Annotated in this window: 12 protein-coding genes and 1 pseudogene; 9 read left to right on the top strand and 4 right to left on the bottom strand. The window is 40.4% G+C overall.

Annotated features, from left to right (window positions below):
- Positions 1 to 7: 7 nt before the first annotated feature.
- Both ESZ26_RS10170 and ESZ26_RS10175 read right to left on the bottom strand, forming a co-directional pair.
- Positions 8 to 2,326 (bottom strand): hypothetical protein, encoded by a 2,319-nt coding sequence (locus ESZ26_RS10170; protein WP_146799518.1) that lies wholly within the window; start codon positions 2,324 to 2,326, stop codon positions 8 to 10.
- The gene (locus ESZ26_RS10175; RefSeq protein WP_146799519.1) at positions 2,323 to 7,074 is read right to left on the bottom strand and encodes a hypothetical protein; all 4,752 of its coding nucleotides are present in this window, start codon (positions 7,072 to 7,074) and stop codon (positions 2,323 to 2,325) included. Before ESZ26_RS10175 ends, ESZ26_RS10170 begins: the two co-directional genes overlap by 4 nt.
- A 119-nt stretch (positions 7,075 to 7,193) precedes the next feature.
- Between ESZ26_RS10175 and ESZ26_RS10180 the strand changes: the two are divergent.
- Both ESZ26_RS10180 and ESZ26_RS10185 read left to right on the top strand, forming a co-directional pair.
- Positions 7,194 to 7,727 (top strand): annotated as a pseudogene (locus ESZ26_RS10180) (PhoH family protein); the annotation flags it as partial.
- 164 nt (positions 7,728 to 7,891) lie between these two features.
- Complete coding sequence (locus ESZ26_RS10185; protein ID WP_146799520.1) at positions 7,892 to 11,176, top strand: ATP-binding protein; 3,285 nt, start codon at positions 7,892 to 7,894, stop codon at positions 11,174 to 11,176.
- A 77-nt stretch (positions 11,177 to 11,253) separates the two neighbouring features.
- On the opposite strand, the gene ESZ26_RS10190 is transcribed toward ESZ26_RS10185, so the two are convergent.
- Positions 11,254 to 12,216 (bottom strand): hypothetical protein, encoded by a 963-nt coding sequence (locus ESZ26_RS10190; protein WP_244947082.1) that lies wholly within the window; start codon positions 12,214 to 12,216, stop codon positions 11,254 to 11,256.
- A 250-nt stretch (positions 12,217 to 12,466) separates the two neighbouring features.
- On the opposite strand from ESZ26_RS10190, the gene ESZ26_RS10195 reads away from it, so the two are divergent.
- A complete protein-coding gene (locus ESZ26_RS10195; protein ID WP_146799522.1) occupies positions 12,467 to 14,248 on the top strand; it encodes an acyl-CoA dehydrogenase C-terminal domain-containing protein in 1,782 nt (593 codons plus the stop codon).
- Positions 14,249 to 14,334: 86 nt separating this feature from the next.
- Here the strand turns inward: ESZ26_RS10195 and ESZ26_RS10200 are convergent, their stop codons facing one another.
- On the bottom strand, positions 14,335 to 14,997 hold the full coding sequence (locus tag ESZ26_RS10200; RefSeq protein ID WP_146799523.1) for a hypothetical protein: 663 nt from the start codon (positions 14,995 to 14,997) through the stop codon (positions 14,335 to 14,337).
- Positions 14,998 to 15,344: 347 nt separating this feature from the next.
- Between ESZ26_RS10200 and ESZ26_RS10205 the strand changes: the two genes are divergently transcribed.
- The 6 genes from ESZ26_RS10205 to ESZ26_RS10225 all read left to right on the top strand — a co-directional run bounded on the left by ESZ26_RS10205 (position 15,345) and on the right by ESZ26_RS10225 (position 20,138).
- On the top strand, positions 15,345 to 16,646 hold the full coding sequence (locus ESZ26_RS10205; protein WP_146799524.1) for an alpha/beta hydrolase: 1,302 nt from the start codon (positions 15,345 to 15,347) through the stop codon (positions 16,644 to 16,646).
- The gene (locus ESZ26_RS10210; protein WP_146799525.1) at positions 16,646 to 17,398 is read left to right on the top strand and encodes an MlaA family lipoprotein; all 753 of its coding nucleotides are present in this window, start codon (positions 16,646 to 16,648) and stop codon (positions 17,396 to 17,398) included. Before ESZ26_RS10205 ends, ESZ26_RS10210 begins: the two co-directional genes overlap by 1 nt.
- A gap of 112 nt (positions 17,399 to 17,510) precedes the next feature.
- Complete coding sequence (locus ESZ26_RS10215; RefSeq protein WP_146799526.1) at positions 17,511 to 18,251, top strand: 1-acylglycerol-3-phosphate O-acyltransferase; 741 nt, start codon at positions 17,511 to 17,513, stop codon at positions 18,249 to 18,251.
- Positions 18,252 to 18,259: 8 nt separating this feature from the next.
- Entirely contained in the window at positions 18,260 to 18,616 is a 357-nt protein-coding gene (rraB, locus tag ESZ26_RS10220; RefSeq protein WP_223271663.1) for a ribonuclease E inhibitor RraB, read from the top strand.
- Positions 18,617 to 18,655: 39 nt separating this feature from the next.
- Entirely contained in the window at positions 18,656 to 18,814 is a 159-nt protein-coding gene (locus ESZ26_RS19230; protein ID WP_170246353.1) for a hypothetical protein, read from the top strand.
- 292 nt (positions 18,815 to 19,106) lie between these two features.
- Positions 19,107 to 20,138, top strand: coding sequence for a GGDEF domain-containing protein (locus tag ESZ26_RS10225; protein ID WP_170246354.1), 1,032 nt, complete (start codon positions 19,107 to 19,109; stop codon positions 20,136 to 20,138).
- The last annotated feature ends 437 nt before the right edge of the window (positions 20,139 to 20,575 follow it).

Here is a 20,575-nt window from a genome sequence, read left to right on the forward strand (position 1 = left end):
ATCACTCCTATGATGCCGAGAATAAACTTGCGTTGCCTGCCATGGTGCGCTTATGTTGCGCCACCACACGTGCTAGGTTTTCAGCTGCCTCTTCGGCACGGATACGCTCTAACGGGTTGTAATCAAATTCATTGCCAGCAATTTCTCTCAGCTCAATCAGGTCTGCAGACATTATATCCATGTGGGTCTGTTTAACGTCCTGGAAGGCGCATCCTTTACATACCACTGGATCGCAAGGATCGTTGTGCGAACGTGGGGTACTGTGGGCTCGGTGGCATGTGTTATGTGGTTTTGGGTGATTACGGTGACCGCGCTTATAGACAAACTTGGCCATTTCTTCACTTTGTTGTTCAGGGAGCAGGTCGGCAAACTCAGCCTGATGACGCTTCTTGACCTGCTTATTGAACTTCACGCTTTTGGAGAGTACTTTGAATACTCGTTTCAGATACGCGGGGAAACGACCAGCCATACTGATTGAGCCCATCAGTAGTGCTAGGATGTCTTCAGACGTTTTTTCAACATCAACTTCCGCTATAAGCATCTCCAGAGCCTTACTCTCTTCTTTGATGAGCCTAGTGGACTCCGTTTTTTCATCGTTTGTGAGTTTAACCTTGTACTGTAGTTGCTCGTGCTGCTCACGCGCTGCCGGTTCAGTGACATAGATTTCGGTGACGTCAGGATCAACGTGGCCAAGCTGGTGACACAGTGCAAGCAACTCCCTATTTTCGTACTGATAGTGGTATATGAGAGCGTAAATCCGTCGAAATATGTGCGAGCCTTTGGCGGCGTCAGCATTATCACCAAACACGAGTTGCAAGAATTTATTACCTGAAACACGGCTGGATTTCCCTTTGTTGTAGGAAAACTTGTAGGCTTTGATGTTGTAGTCGTGGTCAAGCGTGAAGCTAGGGACGTTGAATAGGCCAGTAGTTTCTATCGTGTTCCAGGCGTCTTTGAGGTCGAATAGCACCTGCAGTGCTTTGGTACTCCCACGATTTAGTGTGTACCAGTAGCGCTCGCCGTGCTTAGCATTGAAGAAGTAGGCTTGATACCAGCCATGCTCTTTATCAACGCAACGAAAATGTTCCGGCTTCGTTATCCCTACTACCGGGTCTTGGATTTCGGCTTCTCGGCGGGCGTTGTATGTCTGTAGTACGACAAAACAGGCAGACATCAAAGCTGTGATGCAATCAATTAGGGTCCACACACCATCCTCGGCGTTTGTGCTTAGGTTTGGGCTACCGCGATAAACGTTGATGCCCGTGAGCTGCTCTAACTCGTCCAAAGCCGGTGAAGACTCCAACACTGGGCTATAAAGTGTTTCTCGAATTGTTCTTAGGGAAAATTTGGTATTAATAGTAGCCTTCAAATCCCGGATGACTTGGATGATTAAGGGAGAAGCCTTGTGTATCCACAAGTGTGCAGTTCCCAGTAATTGAACAACTTGAACGGTATGAAGGTTGCGGGTCCGTGCAGATGGCTTACCAAGATCAAGCGACAGCTTACGTACGTTGGGGAACGGTAATATGCTGAGGTGATCCCCTTCATCCAGTCGTGCCAATTCGTTCCACTGGGAAAATAGCGTACTCAGGGTTTTTTCTTTTGGCTGAGACGGAGCCCCAACCCCAGCACTGGCGAACCTGTCACGGACTTTGAATCCCGATTCTCTTAGTTTGTAGGCAATTTGTTGGTACAGGTACTTGGGCACCATCCCCTGAATGTTTGATGCGCCGATCAGCTTGGTAAGTCGGTTAGCGTTCAGCGCTTGTACAGCTTCATCAATGTGAACAATGTGCTGTATCGCTTCTACATCGTCCTTTATGGAGTGCCAGTATGCGTCCAGCCGTTGGGGGATCTGTAGCATTTGAGGTACGCCGCCATACTTTAGCTCCTGATGTAGTTTTTTGATATCTCGCTTAGAGATGCTCTCCAAGAGATAGTGATCGTTCAGCAGACCCCACTCGATGAATTTGATGGTGTTTGCAAACACCCCTGGGGCCCCATTTTTAGTGAATGAAGGCGTATGCTTAACACCCTGAGCGAAGAGGTCAATTCGGCGAATGACTGTCTGCGCATGGTGCGGATACAGCAAGAGCGGGACGGGATGTTCAAAGCCGCCTGAGCCTGGGACCCAAATCTCAGCCAGATCTTTTTCTGATTCATAATGATATTCTTCAACGATGCTTTTGAACTTCAGTTTGGTGCCCACAATTTCCAATTTATCGTCATCAACTTGAAGTGAACGAGCAGTTTCCTGCAGGCGATCTGATTGCGCCACCTCAAACTCACGGAGTTCGTCCTGGCTTAAGAATTTGGCAACGCTCATTCGTCACCCCCCTGAGTGGCATTTAGTAGTTGTTCTGCTTGTTGGTAAAACTCTGGTTCCGCAGCCTCAACGTAACGTGAGAGGCCGAATACGAAGCGCATTTCCGGAGCAATGTACTCATCGAAATATTCTCGGGTGTGCTTAAGCATTAGGGAGTCACAGCGTTCAATAAACCAGCGCTGTTTCCGTAGGGTATTCGCAAATTCTTCAGGCCCAATAATCACGGTGTTGTATGGGCAGCCATCGCCACTATGACACTTGCGACCACCACACAAGCGTTGAGACTTGCTGGCCTTATCTACCGCCGCCCAGATGTCTTTGCAGGTAGAGCCATCGGGCAGGATAAACCAGCTCGGGATGTCGGTAGGTTGGCTCGGATTTTCTAGCAGTTTCAGGTCTATGTTGCCCTTAGATAGACCAAACTCGGGCAGTGATTTCACACCGCCATACCTGACTTGAACCATTGTTTCCAGTCGGCGCTGAAACTCTGCATTGTTGGCGTCATGAAACGCACGGGACAGGGGGTGATCGACATACCCGGCGGTTGTCTTTACTCCTGTATGGTTCCGTTCTTCTTGGCTCCTGCGGATATCGCCATCAACGCCTTCACGCACTTTGATCATGTGCTTAGCCAGCTGCTCAATCGTAAACTTCGGCAGGTCGTAGCGCTCCCTAAACGCATCAAGCGTAGAAGCATTCAGGAATGACAGGGAATCAGAATGCGGAGTTTCCCAAATGGTTTGCGGTGTCATCCCTAACTTGACCATGTTTGCATGGTGCTTGCCGAGCAGCTCAATGGCCTCTTTCACGCTAGACTGGGCGGGTGTGACCTCGACATGCTTAGTGGATTTTCCCACCTTGTCTTTATAACCCTGGATGAAAAAGCGACCGGCAGGTAACGGATACGGTAGATTTTCGTGTGTGAGTGAGGCGATCACGTCTTTATTCCAGGTCGTATGGATCATTATACGGATAAAGCAGATCAGCAGGATCTGCCGGGGAAGCAAAAAAGGAGTCCAGAATAATGGTGCCATCGCTGTCGGCGATGCTTTGAACCAGCAATTGAATTCCGAGCCAATAAGTAGACTCTTACCGGGGCAATGAACAACCTGAACCATGGGGGTATCGGCGCGTAACTGCAAAAAAGCAGCGAGTACATTTTTACGTGAAAACTGCTCTATTATTTTTTTAGCGGCTTTGAAACTAGTTATCTCTCTAACCGCAGCCAGCCCGGCAAACTTTCGAACCGGTTCAGGGATCGGGTATGAGAACGAGCCGTCGTCACTGCGTTCAACAAGCGGGTTTATTTCGTCGAGCAATCTGTAGTAAAGCGCTAGTTCCCCCCTGCAAGCATCGGTAATGGCATCAATGGGCTTTTGGTAATACTCATTAATCTTTTCCTTTAGCTGCTTTGTCGACACATGCCTCTGGATTATAGGTGGCTTCAGTGGTTTTCCATTTTTTCCGACAGGGATAATTAACTCACTGTGGCCTTGTTCCTCATTAGCAGAGAAACGCGATTTAAACTTACATTGCGAAATGCTCAGGCCGTTCGATATGCTGTCGCCGTAAACACTCAGCAAGTAACGAAAACTCTCGGAGTGTCTGTTTTTCTTGGTTGGAATCTGCTCGAGGATATCCTCAAGCTGCTTCAGCCCTAAAATGACATCACGTTTCCTCAGATGACTAGCCGGTGAGGTTAAAAGGTTCCTCAGAGCCTGGTTAGATTTGTACTCTTCAATGGATACAACTGGATTATTTAGTGCATTGTATAGGATCTTTATTGTGTTTGAGATAGTGTTTATTCGTGATCTGAATAGCGGCGCAGTTAACGACTCTTTTGCTGCGCGTTGAATGGCCACAATTAGCATTCCGTTGGCGGGCACCCACCATTCTATGTCTGTAATATCAAAATCATAGATGCCAGTGCTATTTTTGCCATTGCGCTTGTCCTTGACGTTGAATTGTATCACCGTCATAGTCGGGGTCGGTGAAAACCGACAAGTGAATCGGATCTCCGACAGCAACCGCCCCTCAGATGTCTTTTCACCACTCAGGCTCAAGAGTGACAGTATGGCATGAAAGTCTGTATCGTGAATACCTGTATCTCGAAGTTCGATTAGGTTCTCTATTGCCTTAAGCCCTTTAACCAACTTCCGTCGGTCGGTTTCCGAGAGCTTGCTGCTTAATAAGCTGGTCATCCCTACGCCACACTCTATATTTTGTTTGTTGATGAAGTGCTCGACAAGCGCCGACCACTGCTGTACTTGCGCTATCGGTAGTGGCTTTGCTTTAGATAGTTTTCGGGCAGTTAATAATGATTTGGCGAGTAGCCCCTGTTTCTTGAAAAGATTCGGAGCTCGGTAAGTATCAAATTTTACAGTGGACTGCTGACCTGCACTGTCTATCCCTGACAGGGTAAACGGTGAAATGCACTTAACCTTGCCACTTGCATCGAACCGGGTTTGAAAAGGGATTTTATGTATACTGCTGGCCCCAGCGATGGGACCTGCCCATCTAGCCAAGAACACTCGAAACATGGTGCTATTTTGGTTAGGTCTAGCAAGGTTTTTCTGGTGCGATAGTAGCGTCTCAAATTCGATCAGTGCGTCAATCACCATCGCCTTGGTGATGTCGCCTCGCTTTGTATTAAGAAAAAATTTCAGTGATGTTGCGTTACTGTGAGAAATGTACTCCAGTATGTCGTATATGTTACAGGCGGAGGAATAATTCATTGGGGTGGATTCAGAGGCCAAAAGACACTCTGAAAGCAATGTACCGGGGCGCATGAGACCTGACAATATATCGTTGTCAAATGGGAGATATTCAAATTTGCTCATATTCACTTTTTGTAAGGTGAAGTGGGCTTTCGGAGTACACGGCAGCGTGCGGGACAGATCCTGAGTCACGAAGCGGGTTCGGTATGAGAAGCAATTCACCTGATGCCCACGGCTAATTTCACCAGCATTTCTTCTGATAAAACCCCGTAATGCTCTACTCAAATTCGCGCTTGTTGCATTAACAATGAGAACCGATTCAACCTCTTTGTAGGCTTGATAAAGATCTCTAGGCGTAATTTGACTTGGTGGTGACGTAAGCAGGACCTGGATATATGGGATATTGACCTGCTGTGTCAGGAATCGTAGAGCCTTTGAAACAGCGGTCCGTGAGTGGTAGGGCTCCGTGGATTGAGACTCCTTGTGAAATACGTCCCATTTTGTGTTTATAAAGCACATTTCAAGCAGTCCTCCAGTTTTTAGAAATACCTGTATTTCAGGGGCATGCGGATGGACAATCGCTCCCTCTTTTGTGGTAGCATGAGTGGCTGTATTTTCTCTCTCTTCTGCGGACAAACAGACTGCGGTTATGACCTTTTTCGCCACTCTTTCTCGTTTATCTAGATGCTTACGAAAAATCGTCTTTTTGTGAGCCGTGATAGCGCGTTCACCTAAGTCGCTATGCTGGGAAAGCATGGAAAAGATTGCATGTGCAAGGCTCGTGGGGGATTCTAGGCGGTCAATAATTTCGTGTGCCGCAGTAGCCTCCTGTGATAGCTTTTTGTCAGTTATTAATTTACCAGAATGGGCAAACAGAAATGAACAACGGTCCTTGATGTAGCTTTTACCGAAAAGTGCACTCAAAGCGTTACGAATGTTGAGAGGAGCTGGATATGGAAGGGGGTGCTTCTCTGAATGGAGGGATAGGTTTGTCAGCGCTGTGTTTAGGATCGCATCAGCATCAGTAGGGCGGCAGTTTCCTTCGATATAATGACAGATCTTATCTCCGCGACATTTTTTCGAGAACAAGGGAATAGCCCCCATAGGAAGCATTTGTTCATCACTCGAACGTATCTTGTCGCCAACTAGAAATCGGGTGGAGAATTCACAGGCACTAACCTTTATACCATCCAGGGTCTTGCCGCCGAGTTCTAATACAGAGCGAAGCTTAGCGCTCTTAGATCGCGCCAATTTTATGTTAGCTGATTGAAGTATATCTTCGAGTTGTGTGAACCCCTTGAGGACGTCAATGGCATTGAGAACGCCTGGCTGGCTATTCAGAACCTTTTTGATGTCTGTTGCGTTGGTAGATTTTGTAACAGTTTGCAATGCCAGTAACAAGTGTTGTGGGCCAGTCTTTTGGAGTGGTTCCTGTTGTGAGAATTTTGATGCTTGCTGCAGACTGAGATCCAGTAATCCACCAGACTGCATAAGGCCGGGCAATGCATCTGGATCGAAAATGACGTATGCTTTCGTTGTATTGTCGCCACGAATCCTAAGCGCCTGGATATCATTCGAGTAGCAAGGGGCAAGTGTTAGTGGCCCGACTTTCCGCCTAATGCTAGACACGAAGCCACACTGGCCGATTAGAGTACCGTCAGATAGCCTAAAATTGGTATCCGACAGCAAGGAGCGAAAGGCTGAACTGATCGAAGCTTTAGATTTGTCTATACATGACTCCAGTACAAGACGCCGTTCGAATACTTTGTAACCAGCGATCACATCGTTCACCGATACATTTTGCGAAGGTTCAAGTAGAAGGTTTTTCATATGGAGAGAGTCAAGGCCGGCTATAGCAAGGTGTAACGCATTCTTTAATTGATAGCATATGGTCTTATTGGTTGTACGTATCCTCAGTAAACTCAACATTGCTTCAAGTAAGCAGTCACCAGAAACAGTCAAATTACCAAGTGTCAGTTTGTTTGTACTTATTTTATACTCTTTTTCAGTGTACTTCGAGACCGTAAACATAGCCAATCCTTGATAGATACCTTAGAATATAAGTTGAAAAACCTAAAACCAAGTACTAATATAAAGTTAGAGTCGGTCAGTCGGTCTGTCAAGAATTAATACTAGCATACCCATCAGCACTGTTAGCGCTGGCATCAGCGCTTGAGCAAGTGATAGAACGTGGCTTATACGATAAAGTTATCGTTACGCGCAGTACTCCTGAAATAGCTGAGTCCATTGGCTTTTTACCCGGAACAGAAGAAGAAAAAATGGCGCCTTGGCTCGCGGCTATTACCGATTCATTAGAAGTATTACATAAGCAAGATGAAAATATGAATGGTAGCCTTGATTACATTATGGAAAAAGCGAATATTCAGTTTAAGTCAGTGAATTTTATGCGTGGCAGAAGCATTCAAAATTCTTTGGTCTTACTCGATGAATGTCAAAACTTAACGGCATCGCAATTAAAAACAATTATCACCCGTTGTGGCGAGGGGACCAAGCTGGTTTGTTCAGGTAATCTTGCCCAAATCGATAGTAATTATTTAACTGCGGTTACCTCAGGGTTGACCTATATTGTTGAACGCTTTAAAGACTTTTCAGGTAGCTCAACCATTAATTTAAATGGTGTGGTGAGAAGCCGGTTAGCTGCTTTTGCCGAGGAAAATTTATAGGATCAGTTGATTTTATTTTTGATATTTAAAAGGCTCATTTTTGAGCCTTTTGTTTTTGATAATTGACCGACTTAGCCGAGCGACTAGTTATCAAAGACTATTTTAAGTAAGATGTATTAATCGCCATCAATTAAATTTATCTGAATAAATATAAGGTTGCAACAGTGTTTGATAAGTCCTCTAAAGAACAGGTGTTTAGTCGTTACAATCGCTCTGTTTTGGCTGTATTTATCGTGATAACATTGATTGCTGTGTCGATAGCTTATTACCGATATTTTATCGAGTTAGATTCTTACCAAGCACGAGAGCTTCGTACCTTAAATACCCGTGCTAAGCAGTTAGAAAACACGCTGATCTTGGGCTTAAAAAGCATTACGGGTATCAAAAAATTTGCTAATTATCACCTTTCTTTCCCTGAAGAGTTACTCGCTACAACGCCTCCACTTGAACAAGATGGCAATGAATTCTATTTAAAGAAAAATAGTCGAGATTCATTTGCCCATCGCAAAAATTACCGAGGAAGTATTACGGGCATAGGTCAGGTTGCTGACTTTGATGAGTTACAAAAGCAAGAGTTGGCGATGGCCAACGCGTTAACACCGGCCTTTATTATTGCCAAAAACTCCATTAAAGAATCTAACTGGTTTTATTATGTCTCTTTAAATCAATTCGTCAGCCTTTATCCGTGGATAGGGCGGGATAGTTGGCGATTTTCAGAACATAATCTCAATAATGACAATATTAATAACATTAAAACACTGCTGCCCGGTGATAACAATTTTGTTTGGTCACCACCTTATTTAGATTCTGCAGGTAAAGGCTTAATCGTTTCATTGGGTACGGCAGTATACCGTAATAAATCACTTGCAGGCGCGGTGCTAATGGACTTTAGTTTATCAAGCTTGAGTGACGGCTTGCCTAATATTGATAAACCCAATCAAGCGTTAGTCCTGCTCGATGAACAAAACAATATTTTGATCCATAAAACCGCTGAGAATAAAGCCTTGTCAACTAAGCTGACTTGGCAAGACATTGCACCCAAGCAATTAGCAAATTACTCCTACCAGCGTATTAACCAATTACCCGATAGTCATCAAGAAGGTTCATGGCTTATTCAAAAATATCAATTACCAATTAATGGCTGGGTTTTACTTAAATACCAGCCTTATCAAGAATTTACGTCCTCTATTTTTAATCGGCTTATCGTGATGCTTATTTTATTGTTTTTAGGGCTATTCACCTTTATGAGCATCATTTATATCGTGACGCGCAAAACGTTTATGAAGCCAACGAAAGAATTTATTAATCATATCGAACATTGCTCAAATGGTGACCCAGGTAAAGTAAAGCCACCGGCAGACTGGTCGTATTGGTTTAAAATTGTTGAAGATATTTTTGGACAAAATCGCACCTTATTACAACAAATGAAAGATCAAAATGTGGTTCTCGATACGCGGGTTAACGAAAAAACTCAAGCGCTACGGTTAAAGAGTGAACAACACCAACGTGATTATGCTTTGTTGCGTTCGGTGATGGATGCTATTCCAGATTACATTATTTTTAACGATTTGGATGGCACCATGATGGGTTATAACAAAGCGTTTGAAAATTTCGTTCAAACGGGCTCATTAGATCTTATTGGTAAATGTAGTGATGAAGTGGTCAGCATGGAATTAGGTCAATCATTAGTTACCATGTCTGAAGCGTCACTAACCCGGTCAACAGAACAAGGGTTAGCGCAAGTTGTTGAAACACCGTCTAATACTTATGAAGTTTTTAGTAACCAGTTGTATAGTCAAACGGCTGAAATCGTTGGCACAATCAATTTAGTACGCGATGTTAGCGCGCAATATTCGGCGAATGTCGCTTTGGAACAAGCCAAAAATCAGGCCGAATATGCTAACCAAGCGAAAAGTCAGTTTTTAGCCAATATGAGTCATGAAATACGTACGCCGATTAATGCGATTAAAGGCATGTTATTTTTATTAGCCAGAACACGTTTGACCAATGAGCAGCAGCAGCATTTATTAAATGCTGAAGGCGCGTCAGTGTCTTTGTTACATTTGGTTGATGAAGTGCTTGATTTAGCTAAAATAGAATCTGGCAATATGTCGGTAGTAAAAATGCCGGCAAGTATTGATAAAATAGTCGATCAAGCCGTCAAACTTAATATCGGTATGATCAGTGATAAACAATTATCGTTAAAAATAAATATTGCTGTTGATGTGCCAGACATTGTCTTAACCGATGATATGAGATTGGTGCAAGTGCTGACAAACTTACTCAATAATGCGATGAAATTCACCCATCAAGGTGAAATTTCACTGACGGTGGAAAAGGTTAAGGCCAGTGACTATGCTTCAGCCATTATTTTTGATGATTCACAAGTTTTAGTACGCTTTATCGTTGCTGATACTGGCATTGGTATCGCCCAAGAAAAACAAGGCCACTTATTTGAAGCGTTTCGTCAAGCAGACGAGTCGATGACCCGTGAATATGGCGGTTCAGGTTTAGGTTTGTCTATTTGTCAGCAAATTGTCAACCTTTTATCAGGTGACATTTCACTAAAAAGTGATTTAGGTAAAGGCACAAGCTTTACCTTTATTTTACCTTTTAGCGTTGTAGAACATGATACATCAAGCAAAAAATCAGCGCTGACCTTGTGCAGTTATTCTCAAGTATTATCCGAATCATTAATCGGTCATCTAGCCGGACCTCTAATTAGCCATGTTCATATCACGGCGTTGTCTGAACTCGACAAATACAAAAACAATGAAAATGTTGCGCTGATCACTGACGAAGAAAGTATTGCTAAAGATCCAGAAAAAATATATCAAAGCTGTCTCGATAATCAAATTTTATTAGCAATAAGTCATCCCATGGCTAAAGGAATATCAAGTGCAATCATTGAACGTATTGAAGCATTAAAACTTTCTTATATCTTGCTCGAAAAACCGCTTTATCGAAGCTTTGTCAGTAAGCTATTGTCAGCAATAACAGCTAAAGAACTCGCGGCTGAAACAGCAAGTTCCCGCTTGATTGCTGGACAATTTTTGTCACAAGATGTTAATAATCTAAAGGGTATTAATGTTTTATTAGTTGAAGATAATTTAGTCAATCAGTTGGTCGCGAAAGAATTATTAAAAACGATGCAAGCCAATGTCATTATTGCAGGTCATGGTAAAGAAGCATTGGCAATATTGGCCGATAAGCGCCAAGATGTTGATGTAGTACTGATGGATATTCAAATGCCGATAATGGATGGGTTAACAGCGACTAGAAAAATACGTCAACAAAAAGCATTTGATCACATACCTATTATCGCGATGACTGCGCACGCCCGTGAAGAAGACAAGCAAAGAAGCTTGGCAGCTGGCATGAATAAGCATATGGCAAAACCTATCAGTGCGGAATTACTACTTTTAGGTATTTTAGACGTGCTTAATTAGTTTAAATCACTGGTTGGCATTGACATTAAATTAATGAAAGCTGCCGTTAGTGTTGTGGATCGAGCATAGTCGTTTTATTATTTTTTCAGGTCAGTTTTTAATAGCCGTTTTACTTTTGTATGGAACAGCTCTGCTGTGTAATGTCCGTTGCCTACGGCTAACTCTGATGCGGGTGCTATTTTTCCTAAAGGTAAAAGCCTAGGTCCCGTTGGCTCTGCCAGCACATATGATATGCCATCAACAACAACCGTTTGGTCATCCGCTTGCGCAGGCAGTTGAATGCCGAGTAAAGCGTGATTATCAATAAAAACTAAAGTCATTTTAATACGTGGCATTAGGCTACGTAAAATAGCCACTGTTAATGTTACTTTACTGTCACAATCGCCTTGATTTTCCCATAATAACTTTAATGGCGGGTTAAAACCGGCTCCAGAGGCGGTCACTCTTGACTCTAAAGTAGCGTAGGGAATACTTTGCACAAATCCCAAAACATAATCGGTTACTTTTCGAATGTTTTTTATTGAAAACTTTTTAAGAATCATAGGTTTTATCGACTTTAAATCAATACTGGCAATATTTGCAAATCGTCCATGGTCTGGTTTTACCGCGTTAATTTGATCATGAGTTATAAATTGATGATAGTAATTTTCTGCTAAATATTCATCACTTAAAGTTTGTTTTAACTGATGGATTTTAGCGTAAGCGGCATTTATTGCTTGGTTATTTCTACCTTTTATGACAATTTCATCTTCATTGGAATTTTTACTAAAATTAATCATTACCCCGCGAATAGGCTCTGCACGTAACTTCTTTTGTAGGGCATTATTAATTGAATATTTTGCCATCTCAGCTTTAAAAACTTTGAAGTTTCTAAAACGATCAAATATTGCTTGTTTAGCCAGTGAAAATTGTAGGCTCTGGGCTTCGCCTTGATAATCGAGCCATTGATAATTAAATTGGTAGTTATCGCCTTTTTCTATTTTTGAAAAAGCGAGTTGCTCGGCTAAGGCCAAAGAAGGCATTAAAAAGCACAGCGTCATGCATAAGAATTTAGTTAAAATAGGGGAAGTCATCGAAAATAATCAAACCACTAGCAAAGATATTACCTATGCTAACATTAACGCATTTTTACTTTTCATACCAATAGACAAGAGATGACTTAATATTTAGCGTTGACGCTTTACTTTTAAGCAGATTTTGCTATATTCAAACGCATGTTTGAAATGATTGTTTCAAAAGTTAAATTACAATGTTATTTGTCGTAACATTAAAAAATATTAGGGGAATACCGTGGCTGATTATCAAGCACCATTAAAAGATATGAATTTTTTGTTATATGATGTTTTTTCAATGGAAGCAATGTGGCAGTCAATGCCTACCTTATCAGAGCATGTCGATCGCGAGACCGCACAAGCCATTTTACAAGAATGTGCCAAAATAGCTGAACAAGAAATAGCGCCACTTTCACGCCAAGGTGATGAAATTGGCGTAAGTTTCAATGATGGCAAAGTAACAACTGCTCCAGGTTATAAAGAAGCCTTTAAAACTTATGCTGATGGTGGTTGGACAGGCTTAGGTGGTGAACCTGATTTTGGTGGTATGGGTATGCCTAAAGTGATCACAGCATTACACGAAGAAATGCTTTGTTCAGCAGATATCGCATTTTCATTATATCCAGGCCTAACGGCAGGTGCTGGCTTGTCGATTGCTAAGCATGCGACAGATGAATTAAAAGAGCGCTATTTAACACGTTTGTATGCAGGTGACTGGATGGCAACCATGTGTTTGACTGAACCTCATTCTGGCACGGATTTAGGATTAATTTATACCAAAGCCATTCCTGAAGACGATGGTAGCTTTGCTATTACCGGTACAAAAATATTTATTACTGCTGGCGAACACGACATCACTGATAATATCGTTCATTTAGTCTTGGCCAAATTACCAGGTGCACCAGCGGGTCCTCGTGGTATTTCTCTATTTTTAGTTCCTAAATATCAAGTTAACGAAGATGAATCATTAGGTGACTTTAATAATGTTACTTGTGGCTCGATTGAACATAAAATGGGTATTCACGCTTCAGCAACTTGTGTGATGAATTTTGATAGTTCAAAAGGTTACTTAGTCGGCGAAGAGAATAAAGGTTTAGCCTGTATGTTCACTATGATGAATTTCGAACGCATTGGCGTCGGCATTCAAGGTATTGGTGCGGCAGAACGTTCTTACCAGAACGCTTTAGAGTATGCTAAAGATCGCTTACAAGGTCGTTCATTATCGGGCGCTAAATATCCAGAGAAAGCAGCTGATCCTATTATTGTTCATGGTGACGTGCGTCGTATGTTACTGAACATGAAAGCATTAACTGAAGGTTCGCGAGCATTATCTACGTATATTTCAATGACACTTGATATGGCAACCTATGGTGAAGGCGAATTAAAAGCTAAGGGTGAGAGTTTATCCGCTTTAATGACTCCTTTAGCTAAAGCCTTTTTTACCGATTTAGGTCTTGATAATACCGTCGCAGGTCAACAAGTCTTAGGTGGTCATGGTTATATCCGTGAATGGGGACAAGAGCAGCTAGTTCGTGATGTTCGTATTGCACAAATATACGAAGGCACTAACGGCATTCAAGCGATGGATTTATTAGCAAGAAAAGTAGCCGCGAGTAAAGGCGAATTAATGCAGACTTTTATTAATGAAGTAAATACTTACATTGAGCAAACGTCGGCAGATAATATGCAAGAATTTATTCAACCTTTAAAAGATGCCAATATTGATTTAGCTGAGTTAACCCAGCACATCCTTAAAGCAGCGCAAGGCAATATTGAAGAGTTAGGAACATCAGCTAACGATTACCTACATGTATTTGGTTACACGGCAATGGCATTTGTTTGGGCTAAAATGGCTGAGTCAGCGTTGGCTAAGGCAAGTTCAAGTGATGAATTCTACGAAAGTAAAATAAAAACAGCGCGCTATTACTTTGCACGTTTGTTACCACGTCGTTTATCATTGGCTGCGTCTATTAAAGCCGGTTGTGATACCTTGTTTGATATTGATGAAAGCTTATTCTAATCAGCTAAAGTAACATCAAATAGCATGATAACAAAAGCGCTACCATTTTATGGTAGCGCTTTTTTATAGTGATTAAAAATTAAAAATTAAAAAGTATAGGTGGTGCCAAATACCGCCACTTGTTCTTTTTGTATATTATCAATAGGTAAATTATTTGTAGAATCTTCGTGAGCTGTTGATGTTAGCCCTCCGGTTACAAACCAGTTATTGTTGATAGAATATTGACCTAGAATGCCAAGCCTAGCATAGGATTTTGCGCCATTAATATCTCTGGACGATATTTCGCTGGAAACAAAGTCGTTACTGTAAAATTGGTAAATAGAATGTTCACTTAAAGACTCTACTTTTGCGGTAACAAGTAAGGCAAATTTTTCTTGTTGCAGCACTCGATAACTGCCTTGAATAAAAAAAGTCTGCTGATTAACATGATCAACTGTTTGGTGTGAAAAACCACTTTGGGCACTGAAAGCTTTATTTTCAAAGACGATCGCTATTTGGCGAGTTTGAGATTTGTTAATTAATGCTACGTCCGATGGGTTAATGGCTTTGCCTGCAAGAGGAAATCCTAATGCTTCAAGATCATAACCTTTTTCGAAGGCTTCAAAAATTACCGCCGAATTCGCCCAATCGCTAATTAATGATCCCTCTATAACGTTATGGGTGACTTTTTCCTCGTCGTAGGCTTGTGCATTAGACAATACACTTAGGGTAAATATTAGTGATAGCATCCATATTATCAATATTTTCATTAGAGAACCTATTCCAAAAAATTAATATTTTTATTATTTTAATTAACTTTTACTCGATATTAACTATAGGCAAGTATTGAAAGAAAGACGTTATATTTAGCTTAAATAGTAGTTTTTTTCGCTTAACATCTGATTTGTCGAAGAATTAACCTTGTCCGATATAGAAAGGGCATCAGGAGAAAATCCGCCTAATAAAATATTTAGGGGGCAGTAATGGGCTTTAACGACGCTATTTATCTGTGTTTTATTGCAGATAATATCGGCTGCTCTTTAGCAGCCTGATCAATAGTCAGTTATAATTATAGCCTAAAGATTTAATCATATTATGTCAAAGAGTAAGGGAAGTTGTGCGATTTTTAACTATATGTGCTGTGTTGTTGCTGACAGCATGTAGTGCTAATGACCAAGCCGAAGTAGAAGTAAACGTCGATACTTGTGATCTAGAGTACACGCGATATCAAGCAACGGTTACCGGATATTGCCAAGAAGCCCAAGCAATATTACCTTTAGAAATTCCCACGATAGAAAAAACGATAGTATTACGCTCAATCTCGTCAATTCCTGAGGTGTTTTGGTATAGCACTAAAATGAAATACTCACTGGTAAAACAAGCAGAGCAAGCGCCATTAGTTTTTATTATTGCCGGCACAGGAGCAAGCTATAACAGTGAAAAGATGATCAGCTTACAAAAAACATTGTTCCAACAAGGCTATCATGTCATTTCTCTTTCTTCGCCCACTTATTCTAATTTTATTATTAACTTAGACTCGTCTACTGATTTTCCTGGGGTGTTAGAGCAAGATGCTAAAAACCTTTATCGCATCATGCAAAAGGTTTATCAGCAAGTTATTACTGAAAATAATGTCGTCGCAACAACATTCTCATTAACGGGCTATAGTCTCGGTGGCGCTCACTCAGCTTATGTTGCTAAGCTCGATGAAAGTGAGCAGACTTTTAATTTTGAAAAAGTTGTGCTGATCAATCCGCCAGTCAGTTTATACAACTCAGTTAATATTCTTGATAGCTATTTAGATTTAAAAGAAAATGGCCCTGATGCGGCGGCAACCATGCTTGATGATATATTTAGAGGTTTTGCTAACAGTTATGCAGAGCAAGAGTCATCTTCGTTTTCTCAAAGTGCTATTTATGCTTTATTCGAAGATGCCCAATTATCAGAAGCGCAATTAAAACTGTTAATCGGTGCATCATTTAGGATGTCGTCAACGGACATGCTGTTTGCATTAGATGTTAGTTATAACGTTGGTGGTATTATTTATAAAAATCATGTTATTGATAAATTTGAAAGCATTACCCATTCGATGTATCGAGCCAGTGTTATCACTTTTAAGGACTACTTTGAAAAAGTGCTAGTGCCTTGGCAACAAGAAAGTGAGGTGAATTTGACGCGTGAGGAACTTATTGCACGACTGGGATTGAAAAATATAGAAAGCTATTTACGCAATACCACCAAAATAAGTTTAGTGACTAACGCCGATGACATTATTTTAGCTGAGGGTGAGGTTAAATATTTACAAGATGTTTTTGGCGCAAGGGCAAAAATATTCCCGCGTGGTGGACACTGTGGAAACATTGATAGAGTGAGTTTTGTTGCTTATATGCATAGCCAGTTTCAAGGTGTTGACGAATAATGGCGTTTTATAATTCATTGATAAAAAAGAGCGTAATTATATTGGTTAGCTTACTTAGCGGCTGTTCATCAGTACCTGAATTAGAAAATAATGTTGAAGCGCCTCGAGTGAAGTTGTCTTTAGCTTATGAAAAAATAGCGGTTACCAATCAATATGCAGATCCTTGGGAAGGGTTCAATCGGCGCATGTATTACTTTAATGCAAAAGCAGACCAATATTTACTCTTACCTGTTGTTGCTGGCTATAAAGCGATAACACCTGATTTGGTTGAAAAAGCTGTTAGCAATTTTTTTAAAAATTTAGGCGAATTTGCTGTTTTTATTAACGCTCTTTTACAAGGTAAAGCCAATGTTGCCGTTGAAACTTTTGGTCGCTTTGTGGTAAATACCACCCTTGGTGTTTTTGGGGTATTTGATGTGGCAACAACAATTGGCCTTGATGAACAAAATGAAGACTTTGGTCAAACACTGGGCGTATGGGGTGTTGCGTCTGGGCCTTATTTGGTCTTGCCCTTATTAGGCCCATCTTCGTTACGAGATGCGACCGGTGCAGGAATTGATATGTTTGCCTTGCAAACCGTCATTGATGAATTAGGTGTCAGTGGCGAGGAAGAGATATTACTTTCCTTTTTACGTAGTATTGATACGCGCGCTAATTTACCCTTTAGGTATTATGCTTCAGGCTCAGCTTTTGAGTACGAGCGTTTAAAAGTTCTTTATATGAAATATAGAGAAATTCAAATAGCCCGGTAATTTCCATTAGACAGAGCTCGCCGTTTAGCCCTTTTTAGTTAGCAAAAAGGTGTTTTGTAGTCGAACATCTATAAGGTATACTGCGCCGATATATAATAATTAGGATGTAAATTTGTTAGCAATAATTCGCTTTATTTTAATGACACTAGCTTTAGTCTTTATTTGTTGTGCTGCTTGTATTTATAGTGTTTTACGACCTTTTCATCGTAATAATGTTTTTCATACCTCGCATTATTTGAGTAAAGTTTCGACACTTTTAGGCTTAACTATTGAGGTGAGAATACCCGAAAGTATCAAAGATATTGGTCCAGCAGTTTATATATGTAACCACCAAAATAGCTACGATATGTTTACTGTTAGTGCGGCTGTTCAGCCTTCTACCGTTAGCGTTGGGAAAAAAAGTTTAAAGTGGATCCCTTTTTTCGGCCAAATGTATTGGTTAACAGGTAACATTTTAATTGATCGTTCAAATTCAAGTAAAGCTATTAATACCATAGCGTTAACTGCAAAAAAGATTACGGAAAAAGAGTTATCTGTGTGGTTGTTCCCAGAAGGGACTAGAAGTAATGGTAAAGGTTTACTGCCTTTTAAAACCGGCGCATTTCGAACAGCGCAACAAGCAAATGTACCTATTATTTCTGTTTGTGTTAGTAATTTACATGGCAAGATAAAATTAGGTCGTTGGAACAATGGTAAATTGATTATTGAGCTATTAGAACCTATATATTTTAATAGCCAAGCTAAAGAAAGTATTCGAGAAGTCGCTAACACCGCCCATAAAAACATGCTTGTGAAAATTGCTGAGCTCAGTAAAGAGTCGGGAAACGAGCTAATTCTAAAAAATAAAGTTTAAAAATTGAGATGATGATGATAGATGAAGATTTGCAACAATGGCAAGATCACACTAATAATTTAGTTAATGCTCTTATCGAAGATGGTACCAACGAAGAGGTCCATCACACTATTGAGCATCATTTTTCTAGTACAGATTTTGATGTCCTAGAAAAAGCAGCTATTACGGCTTTTAAAATGGGTTTAGAAATAGAAGATCCTGAAGAAGCTGAACTAGAAAATGGCGATAAAGTTTTCGCTTTTGATATTATTACTGAACAACCGCTCGATGAAGATATTATTTTCGAAGAAACTAAGAAAATGTTTGATCTAGCTAAGCTTTGTAACGTTGATTATGATGGTTGGGGTACCTATTTCGAAGAGTAATGATTAACACTAGCTTAATAACTTTAAAAGGACTTACCGATGAGATGGTTAGAAACGCTACTTAATCCAGCGACATTAGCATTATTAATACCTATTATTGCCATTGTTGGCGCTTTTTCTGTTAATGCATTGAAAGCACATCATAGGCATCAAGAGCGCATAGAAAAAATTAAGCAGGGTCTTGACCCTGATAGCTAAGATTAAAAATATGCGCGCGATCTTTATGCTTAGCAACTAATTAAACATACTATTACCACGAGTTAAATGGCATTTTAAACATATTTACCCATTTAACTCGCTGTTTCTTTCTTTATCCAAGCAAGTTTATAGCGCTTTTATTTTATTAATATGTCTGCGTTATCGCTGCTGCTTGCATTTAGTCAGCTATAATAAAAATAAGTGGCAATGATATTTTAATAGCCACAAGTTTTAAATGGCCGCTAGGTTTTGCTATTTAATTTACTCTCTACCAATAAAGAAGACCTTTTTAATGTATCAATCGAATATACTTGTTGACCATATTGCTAACTTTACTTCTCACCGAGATAAAGAGTTATTAGCATTTAGTCTGTTAAAAAGTGTTAACAGTATGATGGATTGCTCAAAAGTTAAAATAATCACCACTAATAAAAAAGGTGAGTTTATATCGGCTATTACTTTTGAGAACAGCACATGCACAGTCAACAATGCCTCTGTTGAAGTTGATGATATTTTGAAAAATGCCTTCAAAAGTATGAATGCCTCATCTATTAAAGAACAACTCTTAAAAACACCTAAAGGCTATTTATTAATTTTATTACTTCACCACGACAGAAAAGGTGAGCAATTTTTAGTGGTGAATTTAAAAGAACAAGCCGATAAAGTTCAGTCTTATATCCTCTCTGGAATTTTAAGTATTTATAATAATTTTTTTACCCTGTTGAACGAATCTCAAACAGATGAATTAACAGGTCTTGCCAATCGAAAAACTTTTGATTCAGCGATCTCAAAGGTTTTTGATAGTCTCCCCGCAAGCTTTGAAGATATTGATGAAAGGAGGCAATTAACCGATAAACCACCGCACCCCACAACACGATTTTGGTTAGCTATGGTCGATATTGACCACTTTAAGCTAGTTAATGATAGGTTTGGACATTTATACGGAGACGAAATTCTAATTCATCTCGCACAAATTATTCGTTCAAGCTTTCGGCAAGAAGATCTGCAATTTCGTTTTGGAGGAGAAGAGTTTATCATTTTATTAGCCGCAGAAAATGATGAAGACTGCGCTGAAATATTAGAAAGATTTAGACAAAGTGTTGCAGATTATAGTTTTCCTAGTGTCGATGATATTACCGTCAGTATTGGCGTAGCAGAGTTTAAACGAGGTACTTTTCATGTGACTTCTATTGATTATGCTGATCAGGCACTTTATTACAGTAAAGAAAATGGTAGAAATAAAATCACCTTCTTTGAAGAATTATTAAGTCGTGGTGAAGTTAAAACCGCGGCTATCGAAGAAGGGGAAATCGATTTATTTTAAGCCGATGCTTAAGTGAATTAAACCTTAAAAAAAGCAAAGTATAGTACTTTGCTTTTTTAGTAAAAGAGATCATGTTTTAGAAATGGTATTCAGCGCCAGTGTAAAATAAGCACCATTAAAGCCAAAAGGTGCCGAGCGACGTGAATAATTGCCCCCACTGGGCGGTTAACTACAACTCGGCCCTTATCATCAACAATAGTGCCTGAACGAGAATTACCTAGGGTATTCTTATCAGGGTAAACATCAAAGATATTATTGCCCCAGATATTAAATGAAAGCTCATCGTTAACTTGATAATTAAGACGATAATCTGTCAAGAGTTTAGCACTATAGGTTTGTCTTTCACCATCGAGTACCCTGTATTCACTATAACGATTAAAAGCGAGGTTAACATTCAACTGAGCAATTTTAGATAAGCCACTTAGACTAATATGGTC

Origin of the sequence: Colwellia hornerae (assembly GCF_007954355.1) — a bacterium.
GTDB lineage: Bacteria > Pseudomonadota > Gammaproteobacteria > Enterobacterales > Alteromonadaceae > Colwellia_A > Colwellia_A hornerae.